Consider the following 15,108-nt stretch of genomic DNA (forward strand, 5'->3'; position numbering starts at 1 on the left):
CTGCGTAGCTTCGCATGCTTGCGATTGGCGGGGAACAGCGGTGCTGTTAGCATCGCACCTCTCGTTTGAGCATGACCAGCCGCTTCTCTCCGTTCCGGATCATGCTCTGGCCGTGGAGTGATCGCATGCGCCTTGTGCTTCAACTGGTCGCCCGCCTGCTCGTGATCGTCGCGCTATGCCTCGGCGCGGCCACCGCCTGGGCCACGATCGACGCCTATCGCAGTGTCGATCGTGCCACGCAGGCATCCGCCGAGCGGGTTTCGCAATCGCTCGAGGCGCTGTACTGGCGCGAATTGCTGCTGCGCAGCAACCGGATGCGCGAGCAATTGCTGCCGGCACCGGACTGGCGCACCATCGAAACCATGGGCCTGATCGCGCCCGGGATCTGCGTGCAGTTCGAACCGGCCGGCGCCTTCGAGAAGCCGCTCTGCGGCCAGAGCAAGGGGATCGGCAAGGCGCCGCCACGCTGGTTCGCGGCCACCGTGCAGATGATACTCGGCGATCACGCCACCGTGGAGCGGCCGATCAGCGCCCGCGCCGCGACCGCGGGAACCGTCCGCGCCATCGCCGATCCGGACGCCGCGATCGCGCTCGCCTGGCAGCACATCCTCGACAACATCCATGTCGCGCTGTTGATGGCCCTCGCCATCGCGCTGCTCGCTTCGCTTGCGATCGCGCACACGCTGGCGCCCGCCCACTCGATCGTGTCCGCGCTGCGGCGGATGGCCGACGGCGAGTACCGTACGCCGCTGCCGCGCGTCCGCTCGATGGAGCTCGCGATGATCGGGCGCGCCGTCAGCGATCTCGGCGACCGCCTCGCGCTTGCCGAGGAGGAACGCACGGTGCTGACTAGGCGGCTGCTCGAAATCCGCAACGACGAACGCCGCACGCTGGCGCGCGAGCTGCACGATGAGTTCGGCCAGAATCTCACCGCGATCCTCGCCTTCGCCAACACGATCGAGGCAAGCGCCGGAGACAAGTACGCCGCCGGCACCGAAATTGCACAGGATGCACGGATGATCTCGCAGGCGACGCGCCGCATCATGGCGTGCCTGCGCGATACACTGAACCGGCTGCGCCATCCGCCGGCCGAAGAGCTCGGGCTGGAGGCAAGCCTCGTCGATCTCGTCGACAGCTGGCGGTCGCGCACGGCGCAGCCGATGATCCAGCTCGATCTGCAGGGCGACCTTGCCGACATCAGCGGCACGGTCGCCGCCACCGCCTATCGCGTCGCGCAGGAATGCCTGACCAATGCGCTGCGCCACAGCTCGGCGCGCGAGATCGTGCTGCGGATCGAGCGGCGCACCGGAAGCGAGAACGCCCTGCTGGTGCGCGTCGAGGACGACGGCGGCGGCGATGCGGCCAAGGTGGCGCAATCCGCGGGCTTCGGCCTCACCGGCGTCAGCGAACGCGTCACAGCCCTCGGCGGCTCGCTGTCGATCGCGCGCGCCAGCCGCGGCCTGTCGGTCGCCGCCACGATCCCGCTCGCCGCCTGAGATGACAACCGTGACGACGACAACGGCGAAGATTCGGGGCATCTCGATCCTGCTGGTGGACGATCATCCGGTGGTCCGCCAGGGCTATCGGCGCGTGCTCGAGCATCAGGACGATTTCCACGTGGTCGCCGAAGCCGACAACGCCGCCAGTGCCTATCGCGCGTTCAAGTCGCACCAGCCGGACGTGGTGGTGATGGATATCTCGATGCCGGGTGCCAGCGGGCTGGAGGCGATCCGCAACATCCGCGCGCGCGACCCTGACGCGCGCATCCTCGTCTTCAGCATGCATAGCGAGGCGGCCCAGGTGAAAGCGGCATTCGGCTCCGGCGCCAGTGGCTTCGTCACCAAGGGCAGCGAACCGGCCGAGCTGATCGCTGCGATCCGCTCGGTGGCGCGCGGCGAGCATGCGATGAGCGACGACGTCGCCCGCGTGCTGGCGATGGAAAGCCTGGTGCCGACCCGATCGGCGCTCGACCAGCTCGGCGAGCGCGAGATCGAAATCCTCCGGCAGCTGGCCGCCGGCAGCACCAAGGAGCAGATCGCCGCCAACCTCAACCTCAGCACCAAGACCGTGCAGAACTATCACTACCTCATCAAGGCCAAGACCGGCATGCGGACCGACGCCCAGCTGGTCCGCCTCGCCGTCGAATGCGGGCTGGCGAATTTGTAGCCCGCTCCCGTAGCCCGGGTGAGCGCAGCGACACCCGGGGCTGGTTGTGCATATCCCCGGATATCGCTTGCGCTCATCCGGGATACTGACGCCATTCCCGCGTGACAAGTCGGCGGGTTACGCTACGCTGACCCGCCCACCAAAGTTCACAAGAAACGGACGCTCCCCATGCCCATCGTCAATCGCGTTGCCGCCCTCTCGGATGAAATGGCCGCCTGGCGCCATGACTTCCATGAGAATCCCGAACTGCTCTACGAAGTCCACCGCACCGCCGGCATCGTCGCCGACAGACTGCGCGAGTTCGGCTGCGACGAGGTGGTGACGGGGATCGGGCGCACCGGCGTGGTCGGCGTGATCCGCGGCCGCAAGTCCACTTCGGGAAAGACCATCGGCCTGCGCGCCGACATGGACGCGCTGCCGATCGCGGAGGCCTCGGGCGTCGCCTACGCCTCGAAGATTCCCGGCAAGATGCACGCGTGCGGCCATGACGGCCACACCGCAATGCTGCTCGGCGCCGCCAAATATCTCACCGAGACGCGCAATTTCGACGGCACCGCGGTCGTGATCTTCCAGCCCGCCGAGGAAGGCGGCGCCGGCGGCAAGGCGATGGTCGACGACGGGCTGATGACCCGGTGGGGCATCCAGGAGGTCTACGGCCTGCACAACATGCCCGGCCTGCCCGAGGGTTACTTCGCGACGACGCCGGGCCCGATGCTGGCCTCGTCAGACACGTTGAAGATCGTGGTCCACGGCAAGGGCGGCCACGCCGGCGCCGCCCCGCACGAGGCGGTCGACAGCGTGCTGATCGGCGCCCAGATCATCAATGCGTTGCAGTCGATCGTATCGCGCAATGTCGACCCGCTGAAATCGGCGGTCATCTCGATCACCATGTTCGAGGCCGGCACCGCGTTCAACGTGATCCCGGAGACCGTGACGCTGGGCGGCACCGTGCGCACGCTCGATCCCGGTGTGCGCGACCTGGTCGAGCGCCGGATCGGCGAGGTCGCCTCCAGCATCGCCAAGGCCTATGGCGGCTCGGCCGAGACGGATTATGGACGCATGTATCCGGTGACGTTGAACCACGCGCGCGAGGCCGGCGTCGCCGCCGAGGTCGCCCGCGATGTGGTCGGCGCCGACCGCGTCAACGACAATCTGGTGCCGGTGATGGGCGCCGAGGATTTCGCCTTCATGCTGGAAGCGCGACCCGGCGCGTTCGTCTTCCTCGGCATGGGCGACGGTCCGATGTGCCACCACCCCGCCTACAAGTTCAACGACAACATCCTCGGCCACGGCGCCTCCTACTGGGTGCGGCTGGTCGAGAAGCAGATGCCGGCGGGCTAGCGCCGCTCGTGCAGCCACGGCCCGGTCGCCCGCTTCGCGACCGGGCCGCCAGCTTTCACAAGCGCGGCTGCTGCTGCGTCACGCAGTGGATGCCGCCGCCACCGGCGGCGATGCCGTCGATATCGAGCTGGATGATTTCCCGGTCGGGGTACAGGTCGCGCAGCTTGTCGCGCGCGTTGCGGTCCGCTGCCGCATCACCGAATTCCGGCGCGATCACGGCACCGTTGCAAACGTAGAAATTGATGTAGCCGGCGGCGAAGCCGTCGTCGTTTCCGTACTTTGGACGGACCGTCGACGGTCCCTGCAACTCCACGACCTTCAGGTGTCGACCTCTTGCGTCTGTCGACTTGGGCAGGATTGCCAGGTGTTCTCTCGTCACCTCGTAATCGTCGAACGACGTATCCATCTCCAGGCCCGCGACAACGACGCCCGGGCTGGTGAAGCGCGCGTAGAAATCGGTATGGCCGTCGGTAATGTCGTCTTTGTTGTGACAGCCGGGTAGCCAGATGATCTCCTGCAGCCCGAGCAGGCGGAAGAGTTCAGCCTCGCATTCATCCTTCGTCAAACCAGGATTGCGATTGTCGTTGAGAACACAGCTTTTGGTGATGATCGCTGTCCCCTCGCCGTCAACTTCGATGCCGCCGCCCTCCAGCTTCGGGCCGGCCTTGATGAACTCAGCTTGCGCAAGCTCGGCCACACGTTCCGCGATCTTGGCATCATGCGCATGCCTTTGTTTCCCGCCCCAGCCGTTGAAGTTGAAGCCGACGGCTCCGAGTTGCCCTGACGGGTTCGTTACAAAGACCGGTCCGGTGTCCCTGATCCAGATGTCGTCGAGCGGTTGAACAACGAGGTTCACCCGAGGGCCGCATAGCCGCGCGGCAATATCGTAGTCTTCCTTGCGCACCAGCATGTTCACGGGCTCATGAGCCGCGATCTCCTTCGCGACCAGGGCGAGGTTTTCCCTGACCACCGGAAGCAGCCGCTGCTTGCGCCAGATCTTAGTGTCGTGCGCGAACGCCATCCAGGTGGCGACATGCAAAGCGCTCTCGTCCGGCATCCGCCAACGGCGGTCAGCGTCCGGTGCGGAGTTTCTCATGTGGACAAACCGGCTTGGTCCGCCGCGCCCGTCCCCACCATCCGCGCGGCGACACGGTCGCGCTTGACGAAGTGGTGGAAGGCGACCGCGGCGAGGTGCAGCACGATCAGCGCCAGCAAGACATAGGCGAAGAAGATGTGGCGATCCTCAAAGGCATCCGCCGCCGCCTTGTCGGGCGAGGTGATCTGGGGAACGTGAAACAGGCCGAAGAAGCTCGAATAATCCTGGGCGCGGGCGCCGGAATGCGCCCACCCCAGCATCGCCACCAGGAGGGTGACGGCGTAGAGCGCGCCGTGGCTGACCCGGGCGGCGATCCGCTGCCAGGAGGGCATCTCGGCCGGCAGCGCCGGCGTCGGGTTGACGCCGCGCCAGACCAGCCGCAGCACGGTGAGCAGCAGCACCAGGTAGCCGATATCGGCGTGGATCGAGCGGTAGAAGAACTTGTCCGCCCGCGCCGGGACGTGGTTCATCCACCAGCCATAGGCCAGCATGCCGATGATGGCGATGCCGAGCACCCAGTGGAACGCGCGGGCGAGCGAGCCCCAGCTCGCGGCGGTATTGCGGATCATGTCGCGTGGCCCCCTTGCGGCCGCATTTTTGGATTTCACACGTCGCAGCAATAGTTTGCCGTGATACTTGCAGCTATCGGTCAAGGCCATGTGAAATTCCCGGCTTCACCGCCTTTTGTCGGCCGAAGCGGCCGGATAGCCAAAAACAACTGAATGGTAACCCTGCTTCGGATAGAGTTTTCGCGTGTCCACTCCCCCGACCATCCTTGTGTTCGATTCCGGTCTCGGCGGCCTCACCGTGCTGCGCGAGATCGTCCGCGCCCGGCCCGACGCGCATTACGTCTATGTCGCCGACGACGCCTTCTTCCCCTATGGCCATCACGGCGAGGACGAGATCATCGCCCGCGTGGTGCCGCTGGTCGGTGAGCTGATCGCGGCCCACGCGCCCGACCTCGTCGTGATCGCCTGCAACACGGCGTCCACGCTGGTCATGGCGCATTTGCGCGACGCCTATCCTTTGCCCTTCGTCGGCACCGTGCCGGCGATCAAGCCGGCCTGCGCCTCGTCGAAAACGAAGCGCGTGTCGGTGCTCGGCACAAGGGGCACCGTGAAGCGCGAATATACCCGCAAGCTGATCTCGGACTTTGCGCAAGGCTGCGAGGTGACGCTGGTCGGCTCCGGCGAGCTCGCTTCGCTGGCGGAGGCCGCCCTCAGCGGCGAGAGGGTGCGCGACGAGGATATCGCGGCCGAGCTCGCGCCCTGCTTCGTCGGCGATGGCGCCCATGACCCCGCCCGCACTGACACCGTCGTGCTCGCCTGCACGCATTATCCGCTGCTGCTGGAGCGCCTCAGGAGGCTCGCGCCCTGGCCGGTCGACTGGATCGATCCGGCGCCGGCGATCGCACGCCGCGTCGCCGACCTGCTCGGCCCGGCAGGCTCGGAGAGTGACCAGGCCGGCGCCGAGATGATCTTCACATCGAAGCGCCCGCACGCGCTGACGGAAGCGCTGACGCCATTCTTCGGCGGCCGCGTGCCGGCCTGATCCTTTTCGCCGTCACAACGCGCTGCTAGCCTCTGCTCTCCTTCGAGGGAGGACCAAATTTGACCGCAGCCCCGCTGACACCGCTCAATCGCCTGCGCGAGGCGTGGCGCGACAAGCGCCCGACCTTCGGCGCGATCGCGACCATTCCGAGCATCCAGACCGTGCAGATCATGGCGCAGTCGTTGGACTGGATCATCGTCGATCTCGAGCACGGCCCGATCGATCTCGGCACCGCCCATGCGATGATCGTGGCGACCTCGGGCACGCCCTGCGTGCCGATGGTGCGGATCGCCGCCAACGAGCCGCATCTCGCCAAGGCACCGATGGACATCGGCGCGCTCGGCATCAATTTTCCGATGATCTGCAACGCAAGCGATGCGGTGAAGGCGGTGCGCAGCGTGCGCTATCCGCCGCAAGGCGACCGGCTCTGGGGACCGTTCCATGCGCCGTTCCGCTGGGGCGTCTCGATGAACGACTATATGGCGACCGCTGACGACGACATGATCTGCATGATCACGATCGAGCACGTCGATGCCGTCAACCGCATCGACGAGATCATGGCGACACCGGGCATCGACCTCGCGGTGATTGGCCCCGGCGATCTCGCCACCTCGATCAACAAGCGCGGCCTGCCCGACGATCCCGAAGTGGTCGCGCTGATGCAGCGCGCCGAACAAGGCATCATGAAGAGCGGCGTGCCGATCGGCGGCGTCGCGCGCACCGCCGAACAGGCCAATGCGATGATCGACCGCGGCTACCTCGCGCTCGCACTCGGCTTCGACTGGTCGCTGTTCCAGCGCGGCATTGCGGCTGTGTTCGCGGGGATCAAGCGGTAGGCGTCAAACGCGGCCGCGCGGCGCTCCGCTTGTTCACAGCTGCCGGCGAGCAGGTTCCAGTCACGTCGTGAAGGAACCGCGGGCGCAACTTCCTGCATCGCGCCTGCGACGGAGTGAACGATGCGTGTCGCCGATACGGCTCGTTCGCCTGAGTAGCTCATGAATAAGCGGCACAACCCGCGCTGTTCGATGAACGGACTAATCCCAACGTCGCAAGTGCACATCACATATCGCCCGCTTTCCGCCGCGATTCCGCGCTGCTAGAGATTCGCGGGTTGGGAGGAAAATCCATGTTCAGGAAATTATTGCTTGGTCTCACTGTGATTGCCCTTGCCGGTGCCGGCGCTGCGCTGGCGCAGCAGAGCGGCATCAAGCGGACGCCGCTGCAGAAGGTCGATTTTCCGACAGGCTACAACACGATCACCGCGATCGCCGAGGTTCCGGCCGTAGGTGCGTCGGGGCGTCACACCCATCCCGGCGCTGAAACCGGCTATGTGCTCGAAGGCGAGCTCGAGCTTCTGATCGACGGCAAACCGCCGCTGAGCTGAAGGCGGGCGATTCCTACCAGATCCCGGAAGGCGCGGTGCACGACGCCAAGACGTCCGGCGACAAGCCGCTCAAGGTGCTCGGCGTCTATGTGGTCAAGGCCGGCGAGCCGTTGGCAAAACCCGCGCCGTGAGCAGAACCCTTTGGTCTCCGACCAGTTGGTTCATCTGAGCTCCAATGCGGCGAGTAACCATTTGAGCTCGCCGGGCCTTTGATTTTTTGCCTGTTTGCTAAGGAACTGAACGAACGGATGCGCGGTAAATTTCGTCAGATTTCATTGCCGCGCCGTCTCGTCGCCGATCTGATGCATGCATCGGCCGGCGTGCCGCTGGTCTCCCTGAAGCGCACCCTGAACGTGCGGGCAATCGTCGAGGCTCGTGCACGTGCGGCGCAGGCACCGGGCTGGGCCGCCATCTTCGTCAAGGCATTCGCGCTGGTCGCCAGGACCGAGCCGACGTTACGCACGCTGCACGTCAAATGGCCGTGGCCTTGCCTCTACGAGTTGCCGCGCAGCGTCGGCATGGTGGCGATTGCCCGCGTTGAGAAGGGCGAGGATTGCGTGCTGTTCGAGCGCATCTGTGCCGCCGACGAGATGCCGCTCGCCGAGGTCGACGCGCTGATCCGCCGCGCCAAGACCGCGCCGCTGCACGAAATCCCCTCGTTCCGCAAAATGCTCTGCGTGACGCGCCTGCCGCTTCCGCTGCGCCGCCTGGCGTGGACGATCGGGATGAATTTTGGCCGGCAGCGCGCCAATTTCTGCGGCAGTTTTGGCGTGACCTCGGTCGCGGCCTATGGCCCCGGCGAGTTGCACGCGCTGAGCCCAGGGCCATTCCTGTTGAGCTACGGCGTGATCAGGCCGGACCACACTGTCGACTTGGTGCTGCGCTGGGACCATCTGGTCTGCGACGCCGCCCTGATCGCGCAGACCTTGATCCGCCTCGAGCAGGTGCTGGGCGGCGAAATCGCCGCGGAACTGGGCGCGGGCCGGCCGCAAGCCGATGCCCGGCTGGTCCGGGCGGCCGGAAGCCGCCTCTGAGGGGCAAAATCGGCGAATTTTGACGCCAATTCGGCCCAAAATGCCCTGCGTTTTGTTTGACAGAACCGGACTTTCTCCTTAAGACCACCTTGCTCGCGGGCCGGTTTTCGGCCCGCGATGCGTTTCGCGACCCGTGGTCCTCCCCGAGCTTTCGAGGCGGACCTGTCGGTACAGGCCTTTTGGCCGGTACACAGGAGGGCGCGTCTCCTCAAACCCTAGACTGACAAAACGCCGGGCGCTGGGTGCGACGGCTGTACAAAGAGGACGCGATGACAAAGCGCAGTGAGGCGAAGTACAAGATCGATCGCCGCATGGGCCAGAATATCTGGGGCCGCCCGAAGAGCCCCGTGAACCGCCGCGAATACGGCCCCGGCCAGCACGGCCAGCGCCGCAAGGGCAAGCTCTCCGACTTCGGCGTGCAGCTGCGCGCCAAGCAGAAGCTCAAGGGCTACTACGCCAACATTTCCGAGCGCCAGTTCCACGGCATCTATGTCGAAGCCAGCCGCCTGAAGGGCGACACCGGCGAGAACCTGATCGGCCTCCTGGAGCGCCGTCTCGACACCGTGGTCTACCGCGCCAAGTTCGTCTCCACGATGTTCGCCGCGCGCCAGTTCATCAACCACGGCCACATCAAGGTGAACGGCCGCAAGGTCAACATCGGCAGCTACAAGCTGAAGGTCGGCGACCTCATCGAGGTCAAGGACTCCTCCAAGCAGCTGACGCCGGTGCTGGAAGCGGCCCAGCTCCCTGAGCGTGACGTGCCCGACTTCATCGAGGTCGATCACTCCAAGATGACCGCGACGTTCGCGCGCACCCCCGGCCTCTCGGACGTGCCATTCCCGGTGCAGATGGAGCCGCATCTGATCGTCGAATTCTATTCGCGCTGATCACTGCAGCATTGCGATATCCGAAAGGCCCCGGTTTTGCCGGGGCCTTTTTGTTTGCCCACAAGACGACTATGATATTCGGGACTTGGCAGATGACTGCCCGTTGAGGTTTCTTGCCGATGACCCGGTTACTGGAACAGGCCTTCGAGACAGTTTCAAACTTGCCTGACACAGAGCAGGACGAGCTCGCGCGCATCATGCTGCAGCTTGCCGGCGTCGACCAACCACCGCTTCAGCTCGCGCCGGAAGAAGACGCCGATCTGGCTGAAGCCGACTCCGAGATTGCACGCGGCGAGCTGGCAACGGCCGAGGAAGTCCGTGCGATGTGGGCAAAGCACGGGCTGTGAGCGTCCGTTACACGCGACGCGCTCTTGTTCAGATTGATCAGGCACTCTCCTATATCGAGACACGATCGCCCCAGGGGGCGGTCGACGTGCGGGACCGCATCTTGGCACTTGTCACGCTGCTGCAAGAGCAGCCGCGCGCAGGGCGCCCGACAAGCCGCTCAGGCGTCCGCCGGCTTTCGGCGACACCTTATCCCTACCTGATCGACTATCGCGTGACGCCCACCGAGATCATAATTATGCGGTTTCGTCACGCTGCCCGGAGGCCTATACGCTAGCGGCGATTCCGCACGCCAGCGGAGCGATGAGGAAAGCCCATGCACTACACCCCTGCCCGGCCCGATCCCAAGGCCCCGCCCGTCCGCATCAACCTTCTGTCCGATACGCAGACCAGGCCGACGCCGGCGATGCGCGAGGCGATGGCGAAGGCGGAGGTCGGCGACGAGCAGGTCGGCGACGATCCGACCACCAATGAGCTCTGCGCCCGCGTCGCCGATCTGCTCGGCAAGGAGGCTGCCGTCTTCATGCCGTCGGGCACCATGTGCAACGTCGCGGCGACGCTGGCCTATTGCCGCCCCGGCGACGAGATTTTGGCGCATGCGACCGCGCATATCATTGCGCGCGAGGGCGGCGCCCATGCCGCGCTCGGCGGTTTCCAGATCACGCAGCTGCCGGGCGATGACGGCCAGTTCACGCCTGAGACCTTCCAGGCCGCGCTGCATCCGCGCACCCGCTACCAGCCGCCGCAGGTGCTCGTCAGCGTCGAGCAGACCGCCAATATCGGTGGCGGCACGATCTGGAAGAAGGCGGCGCTCGACGAGGTCGTGCGTACCGCCAAGGCCCACGGCCTTGTCACCCACATGGACGGCGCGCGGCTGCTCAATGCGACTGTGGCGTCCGGCATCACGCCGCGCGACATGACGGCGGGCTGGGATTCCGCCTGGATCGATTTCTCCAAGGGCCTCGGCGCGCCGATCGGCGGCGTGATCGCCGGCACCCGCGCCTTCATCGACGATGTCTGGCGCTGGAAGCAGCGGCTCGGCGGCTCGATGCGGCAGTCCGGCGTCTGCGCCGCCGCCTGCATCCATGCGCTCGATCACCATGTCGACCGCCTCGCCGACGACCATGCCAATGCGCGGGCGCTGGCGCGCGGCCTGTCGCAGATCAACGGCATCGCGGTGCAGGCGCCGGAGACCAACCTCGTCTTCTTCAAGCCCGACGGCGCCGGCGTCTCAGGCGACAAGATGGTCGCCGAGCTGCGCAAGCGCGGCGTGACCCTGGCGATGATGGACGGCCGGATCAGGGCCTGCACGCATCTCGATGTCACGGCAGCGATGATCGAGGAAGCGGTCGGACACGTCAGGGACATCGTGCGCGCGGCGTAACTCCCGTAGCCCAGATTGCGCTTCGCTTCATCCGGGCTTCGAAGCTGAATTCTACCGCCCCATCGCCTGGTAGATCAGCGTCTTCAGCTCCTGCTGGATCCGGCCGCGCTGCGACGGCGTCTGCACCATGAAGATCCCGAACAGGTCGTCCGCGGGATCGATGAAGAAGAAGGTGCCGCCGACGCCGTCCCAGCGATACTCGCCCAGCGGCCAGTCTGTGTTCGCCGGCACCGAGGTGCGGACCGCGAAGCCGAGGCCGAAGCCGGAATTCGGACCAGGATAGTAGTTCTGGTCGCGCACGACGCCGGTCTCCGGACCGATATGGTCCCTCGCCATCAGCGCGATGGTCTCCGGCTTCAGATAGCGCCTGCCCTCATAGCTGCCGCCGTTCAGCAGCATCTGCGAGAAGCGCGCATAGTCGCCGATAGTGCCGACCATGCCGCCGCCGCCGGATTCCCATCGCAGCCGCTTGCGCGGATTGCGGACGTCGGCGACCGGACTGATGGTGCGATCCTTCGGCATCGGCTCGGCGATCAGCGGCCATTTCGCCCGGTCGGCGACGTAGAACGCGGTCTCGTTCATCCCGAGCGGGCCGAGCAGCCGCTCCTGCTCGACCTGAAACAGCGACTTCCCTGTGATCACCTCGATGATGCGGCCGAGCACGTCGGTGGAATGGCCGTAGTCCCATTGCGTGCCGGGTTGTTCGGCGAGCGGCAGCGCCGTGAGCCGCGCGACGAATTCGGCATTGTCGGGATCGTTGTTGAACAGGCCGGCATCGGCGTAGGTCTTGTTCACGATACCACCGCCGTAATAGCCGTAAGGCAGGCCGGCGGTGTGGCGCATCAGGTCTTCGATGGTGATGGGGCGCCTCAGCGGCTCCAGCGTCATCGCCATCTTGCCCTCATCGCCGCGCTTTTCCACCCCGACCTTCATGTCGGCAAAGGACGGGATATATTTCGACACCGGATCGCCGAGGGCGAGCTTGCCTTCCTCGACCAGCATCATCGCGATGACCGTGGTGATCGGCTTCGACATCGAATAGAGGCGGAAGATGGTATCCGCGCTCATCGAGAGCTCGGTGGCGACGTCGCGAACCCCGAACTTCTCGTAGTAGACCGGCTTGCCATGCTGCTGCAGCAGCAGGATCGCGCCCGGGATCTTTCCGGTCGCGACCTCGTTCCTGACATAGTCGGAGACCCTGGCGAGGCCCTCCGCCGAGAAGCTGTGCGCGGCCGGCCCCGCGGAGCCGGCCTTCGCAATCGTTGCGACCAACGCGAACGCTAGTGCCGCGACGAACGCGCGGCCCCCACGCATGCAAGCGCATGAGCCGATCCGCCTGAATCGGATCATGCCGTCATTCCCTTCTTTTCAACGCGCTGCTTCACGCGAACCGGTATCCACTTCGCTCGAAAACGCTCTAGTTTTCCATGGCTTCATAGACGAGCTGCTTCAGCGTCCGCTGGATGCGCTGACGCTCGGTCGGCGTCTGCTCCAGCAGAACGAAGAAGAAGTCCTGCTTGCGGTCGATGACATAATAGCAGCCGCTGGCGCCGTCCCATTTCAGCTCGCCGAGATCGCCGGGCGGTGGTGGCTTCGCAGTGCCGGGATCGGTGCGCACCGCGATCCCAAGCCCGAAGCCGAAGCCGTCGCCGGGGAAGTAAAAAAAGTCGCGCTCGACGCCGGAGCCCGGTCCGACGCGGTCGGTCGTCAGCTCCTTGAACGTCTCGGGCTTCAGGATGGTCTTGCCGTCGAGGGTGCCGCCATTGAGCAGCATCTGCGCGAAGCGCGAATAATCCGCCATGGTCGAGACCATGCCGCCGCTGGCGGACTCCCATTTCTTGACCTTGGTCGGATCGTTGACCCGGCCGACCCGGAAGTCGCTGTCGTTCGGCATCGGCTCGGCCATCAGCTTCTGCTTCTCGGGATCGGTGACGAAGAAGCCGGTGTCCTTCATGCCGAGCGGATCGAGTAGCCTTTCGTGCTCGATCGCCGAGAGCTTCTCGCCGGTGGCCACCTCCATCACGCGCGCCAGAATGTCGGTGGAATGGCCGTATTGCCAGAGCGCGCCGGGCTGGTTGTGCAACGGCAGCTTGGCGATCCGCTCGGCGAATTCGGCAAGATCAAAATCTCCGCCGTAGATATTGGCTTCCTTGTAGGCCTTGCGGACCAGGCTGTCGCCATAGAAGCCGTAAGTGATACCCGACGTATGCGTCATCAGATCGAGGATCGTGAGCGGCCGCTTTGGCGGCACCAGGTCCAGCGTCTTGGTGCCGTCCTCGGCCTTCTTCTCGACGCCGACCTTCACGTTGGCAAAGGACGGGATGTACTTCGAGACCGGATCGTCGAGCTTGTATTTGCCCTCCTGCAGCAGCTGCATTGAGACGACGGCGGTGATCGACTTGGACATCGAAGCCAGCCGGAAGATGGTCTTGTCCGTGATCGGCACCTTGCTGACCACATCCTGCACGCCGAAGGCCTCGTGATAGACCGGCTTGCCGCGCTGCTGGATCAAGACGATGGCGCCGGGAATCTTCCCGGTCGCGACCTCGTTCTTGAAGAACTCGCTGATCTTGGCGAGCTTGTCGCGGTTGAAATGCGCACCCGCCGGAATCTCGTAGGTGCCCTCGGTGTGCGGGTACGCCGGCGCCGCCAGCACCACCGCGGCGGCCGCGGCCGCGCACGTCGAACGAAATGAATGCATTTGGATTATCCCTCCCCGGAAATCACGGGGAAGTGTAGCGGCGGTATCATCAGGCACAAGGGCTGCCAAAGGCCCCCAGGACTTTCTGATGAAGCTCGCCGCTTTGGGCAGAAAAGCAGCAAAAGATCACCTGCGCGAGGCCGGGTGCGGCGGCCAGGGCATCGACGACGGCCTTGACCGCGATGTCGGCGGCGCGATCCGGCGGGAAGTGATAGACGCCGGTCGAGATGGCGGGAAATGCGATGGAGCCCAGCTGATTGGCGTGGCACAGCTCGATGCCGCGGCGATAGCAGGATCCGAGCAGCGCATCCTCGTTTTGAATGCCGCCGTGCCAGATCGGGCCGACGGCGTGGATCACGTGCTTGGCCGGGAGCCGATAGCCTTTGGTGATCTTGGCATCGCCGGTCTTGCAGCCGTGCAGGGTGCGGCACTCAGCGAGCAGCTCGGGGCCCGCGGCACGATGGATCGCACCGTCAACGCCGCCACCGCCGAGCAGCGATGAATTGGCCGCGTTGACGATGGCGTCAACGCGCAGGGTCGTGATGTCGGTAACGATGACTTCGAGCCGCGCCTTGCCGATCTGGCGCGCCGTCAAGGTCAGGCAGCCACGTCGACCGGGATGCCCTTGTCGGCAAACAGCTGCTGCAATTCGCCGGCCTGGAACATCTCGCGGATGATGTCGCAACCGCCGACGAACTCGCCCTTCACATAGAGCTGCGGAATCGTCGGCCAGTTCGAATAGACCTTGATGCCGTTGCGCAGCTCGGCGGATTCGAGAACGTTGAGGCCTTTGTAGCCGACGCCGATGTGGTCGAGGATCTGCACGACCTGACCGGAAAACCCGCACTGCGGGAATTGCGGCGTGCCCTTCATGAACAGCACGACGTCGTTCGACTTCACTTCGTTGTCGATGAATTGCTCGATGCTCATTTTCGCTTCCTTCGGGGGCGGCACTCTCAGGCCTTGACGGGCCGGCCCACCCTTCTAACCCGTGACTGACTATATATGTAGCTCAAACCATTGTGCATCCAAAGCAAAATGGCGGAAATCTGGCATGCACCGGGCGCTGCGGGCGCCCAAAATGGGCCGGGATTATCTGACGGCCCCAATATCATCGCGGGGGGAGGCTTTTTTCCCGTAACGGAGCCCCTATCTAGGACGAACTGTCCGTTGGGAACCAGTTTGCCGAAGCAACGTTCTCTCCATTGAATCGGAGACC

The 15,108-nt window shown here is 65.1% G+C and carries 16 protein-coding genes and 1 pseudogene; 11 read left to right on the forward strand and 6 right to left on the reverse strand.

The genetic code is table 11. The features are described from left to right. Positions 1-125: 125 nt before the first annotated feature. The 3 genes from ACVMB1_RS18190 to ACVMB1_RS18200 all read left to right on the forward strand — a co-directional run bounded on the left by ACVMB1_RS18190 (position 126) and on the right by ACVMB1_RS18200 (position 3,507). Entirely contained in the window at positions 126-1,496 is a 1,371-nt protein-coding gene (locus ACVMB1_RS18190; protein WP_456848784.1) for a histidine kinase, read from the forward strand. A gap of 1 nt (position 1,497) precedes the next feature. After that, entirely contained in the window at positions 1,498-2,166 is a 669-nt protein-coding gene (locus ACVMB1_RS18195) for a response regulator (RefSeq protein WP_076828491.1), read from the forward strand. A gap of 168 nt (positions 2,167-2,334) precedes the next feature. Continuing rightward, on the forward strand, positions 2,335-3,507 hold the full coding sequence (locus ACVMB1_RS18200) for a M20 aminoacylase family protein (RefSeq protein ID WP_076828489.1): 1,173 nt from the start codon (positions 2,335-2,337) through the stop codon (positions 3,505-3,507). A 55-nt stretch (positions 3,508-3,562) separates the two neighbouring features. On the opposite strand, the gene ACVMB1_RS18205 is transcribed toward ACVMB1_RS18200, so the two are convergent. Then, positions 3,563-4,603, reverse strand: coding sequence for an agmatine deiminase family protein (locus tag ACVMB1_RS18205; protein WP_456814589.1), 1,041 nt, complete (start codon positions 4,601-4,603; stop codon positions 3,563-3,565). Then, the gene (locus tag ACVMB1_RS18210; RefSeq protein ID WP_076828485.1) at positions 4,600-5,172 is read right to left on the reverse strand and encodes a cytochrome b; all 573 of its coding nucleotides are present in this window, start codon (positions 5,170-5,172) and stop codon (positions 4,600-4,602) included. Before ACVMB1_RS18210 ends, ACVMB1_RS18205 begins: the two co-directional genes overlap by 4 nt. 184 nt (positions 5,173-5,356) lie before the next feature. Here ACVMB1_RS18210 and murI point away from each other — a divergent pair, with 184 nt between their 5' ends. The 8 genes and pseudogenes from murI (at position 5,357) to ACVMB1_RS18250 (ending at position 11,188) form a co-directional block, all read left to right on the forward strand. Beyond that, positions 5,357-6,154, forward strand: a complete 798-nt coding sequence (murI, locus tag ACVMB1_RS18215) for a glutamate racemase (protein WP_076828483.1) — start codon at positions 5,357-5,359, stop codon at positions 6,152-6,154. 59 nt (positions 6,155-6,213) lie between these two features. Next, positions 6,214-6,990, forward strand: a complete 777-nt coding sequence (locus tag ACVMB1_RS18220; protein WP_076828481.1) for an HpcH/HpaI aldolase family protein — start codon at positions 6,214-6,216, stop codon at positions 6,988-6,990. Between the two features lie 290 nt (positions 6,991-7,280). After that, positions 7,281-7,669, forward strand: a pseudogene (locus ACVMB1_RS18225) (cupin domain-containing protein). A 117-nt stretch (positions 7,670-7,786) separates the two neighbouring features. After that, a complete protein-coding gene (locus ACVMB1_RS18230) occupies positions 7,787-8,572 on the forward strand; it encodes an acyltransferase (protein WP_076828479.1) in 786 nt (261 codons plus the stop codon). A gap of 269 nt (positions 8,573-8,841) precedes the next feature. Then, the gene (gene rpsD, locus ACVMB1_RS18235; protein ID WP_076828559.1) at positions 8,842-9,459 is read left to right on the forward strand and encodes a 30S ribosomal protein S4; all 618 of its coding nucleotides are present in this window, start codon (positions 8,842-8,844) and stop codon (positions 9,457-9,459) included. Positions 9,460-9,578: 119 nt separating this feature from the next. Next, positions 9,579-9,806, forward strand: a complete 228-nt coding sequence (locus tag ACVMB1_RS18240; protein WP_076828477.1) for a hypothetical protein — start codon at positions 9,579-9,581, stop codon at positions 9,804-9,806. After that, positions 9,803-10,081 (forward strand): type II toxin-antitoxin system RelE/ParE family toxin, encoded by a 279-nt coding sequence (locus ACVMB1_RS18245; RefSeq protein ID WP_456814592.1) that lies wholly within the window; start codon positions 9,803-9,805, stop codon positions 10,079-10,081. Before ACVMB1_RS18240 ends, ACVMB1_RS18245 begins: the two co-directional genes overlap by 4 nt. A gap of 39 nt (positions 10,082-10,120) precedes the next feature. Further along, positions 10,121-11,188, forward strand: coding sequence for a threonine aldolase family protein (locus tag ACVMB1_RS18250; protein ID WP_076828474.1), 1,068 nt, complete (start codon positions 10,121-10,123; stop codon positions 11,186-11,188). 51 nt (positions 11,189-11,239) lie between these two features. Here ACVMB1_RS18250 and ACVMB1_RS18255 read toward each other — a convergent pair whose 3' ends face one another. The 4 genes from ACVMB1_RS18255 to grxD all read right to left on the reverse strand — a co-directional run bounded on the left by ACVMB1_RS18255 (position 11,240) and on the right by grxD (position 14,819). Then, the gene (locus tag ACVMB1_RS18255) at positions 11,240-12,502 is read right to left on the reverse strand and encodes a serine hydrolase domain-containing protein (protein ID WP_253641022.1); all 1,263 of its coding nucleotides are present in this window, start codon (positions 12,500-12,502) and stop codon (positions 11,240-11,242) included. 103 nt (positions 12,503-12,605) lie between these two features. Next, positions 12,606-13,889: a serine hydrolase domain-containing protein gene (locus tag ACVMB1_RS18260; RefSeq protein ID WP_456848786.1), complete on the reverse strand. Its 1,284-nt coding sequence runs from the start codon at positions 13,887-13,889 to the stop codon at positions 12,606-12,608. A gap of 49 nt (positions 13,890-13,938) precedes the next feature. Next, on the reverse strand, positions 13,939-14,490 hold the full coding sequence (locus ACVMB1_RS18265; protein WP_456828455.1) for an O-acetyl-ADP-ribose deacetylase: 552 nt from the start codon (positions 14,488-14,490) through the stop codon (positions 13,939-13,941). Next, positions 14,487-14,819, reverse strand: a complete 333-nt coding sequence (gene grxD / locus ACVMB1_RS18270; RefSeq protein WP_016843475.1) for a Grx4 family monothiol glutaredoxin — start codon at positions 14,817-14,819, stop codon at positions 14,487-14,489. The genes ACVMB1_RS18265 and grxD overlap by 4 nt, the downstream gene beginning before the upstream one ends. Positions 14,820-15,108: the final 289 nt, after the last annotated feature.

It is taken from the genome of Bradyrhizobium sp. USDA 4504, from assembly GCF_054063995.1.